Source organism: Candidatus Erwinia dacicola (assembly GCF_001756855.1).
Lineage (GTDB): Bacteria > Pseudomonadota > Gammaproteobacteria > Enterobacterales > Enterobacteriaceae > Erwinia > Erwinia dacicola.
Genome location: NZ_MAYS01000384.1, coordinates 1 through 2884, shown reverse-complemented (window position 1 = coordinate 2884; position 2884 = coordinate 1). Strand labels below are relative to the sequence as shown.

The 2884-nt window shown below is 50.1% G+C and carries 4 protein-coding genes and 1 pseudogene; 3 read left to right on the top strand and 2 right to left on the bottom strand.

Annotated features, from left to right (window positions below; genetic code table 11):
• Nucleotides 1-170: 170 nt before the first annotated feature.
• Nucleotides 171-767, bottom strand: coding sequence for a hypothetical protein (locus tag BBW68_RS10840; protein WP_070135371.1), 597 nt, complete (start codon nt 765-767; stop codon nt 171-173).
• A 159-nt stretch (nt 768-926) separates the two neighbouring features.
• On the opposite strand from BBW68_RS10840, the gene BBW68_RS10835 reads away from it, so the two are divergent.
• The 3 genes from BBW68_RS10835 to BBW68_RS10825 are packed head-to-tail and all read left to right on the top strand — an operon-like array spanning nt 927 to nt 2685.
• Nucleotides 927-1145 (top strand): helix-turn-helix domain-containing protein, encoded by a 219-nt coding sequence (locus BBW68_RS10835; RefSeq protein ID WP_070135372.1) that lies wholly within the window; start codon nt 927-929, stop codon nt 1143-1145.
• 32 nt (nt 1146-1177) lie between these two features.
• Nucleotides 1178-1456, top strand: a complete 279-nt coding sequence (locus tag BBW68_RS10830; protein ID WP_070135370.1) for a DNA-binding protein — start codon at nt 1178-1180, stop codon at nt 1454-1456.
• 5 nt (nt 1457-1461) lie between these two features.
• On the top strand, nt 1462-2685 hold the full coding sequence (locus tag BBW68_RS10825; RefSeq protein WP_070135369.1) for a DDE-type integrase/transposase/recombinase: 1224 nt from the start codon (nt 1462-1464) through the stop codon (nt 2683-2685).
• On the opposite strand, the pseudogene BBW68_RS16710 reads toward BBW68_RS10825, so the two are convergent.
• Nucleotides 2614-2884, bottom strand: a pseudogene (locus tag BBW68_RS16710) (transposase); the annotation flags it as partial. The gene BBW68_RS10825 and the pseudogene BBW68_RS16710 overlap by 72 nt on opposite strands.

Below are 2884 nucleotides of genomic sequence, written 5' to 3'. Positions count from 1 at the left end.
TTTTTTTGCAATAAATTCTGCACTGGAATGACTGTGGTTTGCGAAGGTTTGAAAGGTGTTTAAACAGTTTTATAATTTCGTTTAAGCGGGTTGGTCATGTGGTTGATCTGCCTCAATGACCGCATAAGTATAAGGCATTACACCTAACGCAAACTACTGTCTACGCTTACTTAGCCTGCCCGCTTACTGTTGGATGCTAGGCTTTGGGGGAGCGTTTCGCCTTCAGTATCGGGACCACACTCTCTAGCCTCTTCATCGTCACGAGCAACCTCTTCTGGGGTTCTTGGCTGCAAGCCCAGAACCTTTTCTTTCATCACCCGATCCAGCCTCAGTAGCTTGATGTTGTCATCATCAAGCAGGTAGAGAATCGTCTCTACGCCCTTCAGCGTTAGCTGTCTCGTTAACGCCTCCACATCCTCATCACTTAAAAGTTCAAGCATTTCTGTTAGCCGATTCAGCCACAAGATTTTAGCGTTAGGGGTGTTTTTTTGTTGACTGGAAGGTTCATTTGAACCTACCCCATTCAAAAGCCATTCAATTGAGACTTTTTCTTTGTTTGATATCTTCGAGAGCACCTCATAACGAGGTCGAGCCTCGAGTCTCGAAAAATAATTTTTGAGAGTGCTTAGCTTGATATCCCAGTCATCGGCGCATTGTTTGATATTACGCCCATGCATGAGAGTTTTAAGCCTCTCACTGAATGGTTCTTTTCCATTTGATTCAAAAGAACCTTTTCGTTCCTTTGATACCCCAACGTTCTTTTGCATAAAAACACTATCCTTTTCAATGAATTAACCACAAGAAAATCAAAGATCTCAAATTAACTCAAAAGAACCTTGATTTGGTTTCGTTTGAGATCTATTCTTTTACTCGTAGAGATAACCACGCGGTTATCCGCACGACTAACTTTTTAGGATAGATGAATGATGAACCGAAAAGAAGATCTGGTTGCTGATTGGCACCCTGAAAACATCAAGGCGGAGATCCACAAGCGCGGATTGTCGTTCCGCGCTCTGTCTCTCCCGGCGGGTTACAAGAAAGACTCTCTCAAAAGTGTTTTGCGCACACCGTGCAAGCCTTATCAGCAGATTGTTGCGGATGCGCTGGGGGTTGCGCCAGAAGAAATCTGGCCCAGCCGTTATTAGAATGAAAGTTACATCCAGAGAGCGTCCTGATTATGTTCGTTGTCGCAAAAGAGCTAGTTGGGCTTCCCGGCTTGCCTGCGACACCCAAGGGTATTCGCGAGGCGCTGGTCCGGCTGTCAGCTGGAAATCAAAGTCTGTTTCGCCGCCGTGAAGGCACGAAGGCATTCGAGTATCACATTGACTGCCTGCCGGAAACTGCGCGGGACGTTGTTAAACGGCGTTTTCTGCAGCAGGTGATGGAGTCTGCTGATAATGGCCCGGATGTTGCCGCTACCCCGCACCTGTGCTGTCTAAACCCCGGCTGGAACTAAAGCTGATGCAGGATTACCCGGCCCTTGCGAAACGCGAAGCGGATGGCCTGACGGAGCAGCAGCGCAAGATTGCCGATGCCAGGTATGTACTGGCGATGGAGGTTGATCGTCTGCGGAGTGAGGGTGAAACACGCGCTGGTGCGATTGCGTTTATTTCTTCTGAATCGAGCACTGGGTTTAAGTCTGAGCGCCTCCAGCAGGCTGTTGATCTAGCTAATGCCCGCAAGGGTAAGCGGTCAGGCGTGAGCGTTCGCAGCCTGCAGGAGTGGTACTCGCTGTATCATTCAACCAAGAACAGCCTGGAGCGGCTTGTACTTCTGGCGCCAGGGCAGCCAAAGAAACAGCAGCCTGACAACTGCGCCTGGTGGGTGGCCTTCAAGGCTTATTACGGGGTTCCCACCGGGGATTCGGCCAAAGCGGCGTGGCGTAAGTTCAGGGAATGGTGGCAGATGCAGTATCAGGATCAGCCCGCAGTGCTGGCGGCGATGCCATCTTACGATGCCGTGCTGAGAATGCTGAAAAAAGAGCCTCTATATAAGCGCATGGCCGGACGGGTCAGCGGTTCTGCCGCTCGCGCATTTGAGGTGTACAGCAAGCGTGACTGGTCAATGATGCCGGTGAACGGGATATGGATTGCCGATGGTAAGTCTCTGGATATGAAAGTGCTGCATCCAATTTATAACCGCCCGTTCACGCCAGAGCTGACGATGGTTATTGATGGCCGGACACGTGTAATTGTCGGGTGGAGCCTGTCACTGTCAGAGAACCGTTTCGCCGTTGCAGAAGCTTATCGCCACGGCATGGAGCATTACGGTAAACCGTTGTTCGTCTATTCCGATAACGGCGGCGGTGAGAAGAACAATATGCTCGATGCGGATATTACCGGTATTTTCCCGCGCATTGGCATTGACCACATGACCGGGATTCCGGGCAATCCGCAGGCGCGCGGTATTATTGAGCGTCTTAATGGCGTGTTGCCGATAACGCTGGCCCGGCGCTTCGCCACCTATAACGGCCATAATGCTGACCCTGAGCATGTACGTGTAATGAGTAAAAAGATGGTCAGCCTGACCAATGCCCTGCGTCAGGGGAAAGAGCTTACTACAGAACAGAAACGCACGCTGGGGCTAATCCCCGACTGGCAGACGCTGACAAAAATATTCTTTCAGGCGACCAAAGCAACGTTCAACAACATTGCGATTAAGGTAAGCATCACGATCGAGCTGTGAACGACCATCTGACGCCATTTTCTCATTTGATTTACGAGGGATGACGGTTTTTATACCCTTGTTTTTCAGTTCGTTGCGTAACGCATGTCCAGAGTAGGCTTTATCTGCCAGTACAGCATGACCACGTCGCTTCATGCTACCGTTCTGGCGCTGAACACCAATACCGTCCAGCAGACATTGTGCGAACTGGCTTTCATGG

What these genes read in the sequence shown, in the direction of transcription:
- BBW68_RS10830 (WP_070135370.1), top strand. Translation starts at nt 1,178, where the DNA reads ATGTTCGTTGTCGCAAAAGAGCTAGTTGGGCTTCCCGGCTTGCCTGCG.
- BBW68_RS10835 (WP_070135372.1), top strand. Translation starts at nt 927, where the DNA reads ATGAACCGAAAAGAAGATCTGGTTGCTGATTGGCACCCTGAAAACATC.
- BBW68_RS10825 (WP_070135369.1), top strand. Translation starts at nt 1,462, where the DNA reads ATGCAGGATTACCCGGCCCTTGCGAAACGCGAAGCGGATGGCCTGACG.
- BBW68_RS10840 (WP_070135371.1), bottom strand. Translation starts at nt 767, where the DNA reads ATGCAAAAGAACGTTGGGGTATCAAAGGAACGAAAAGGTTCTTTTGAA.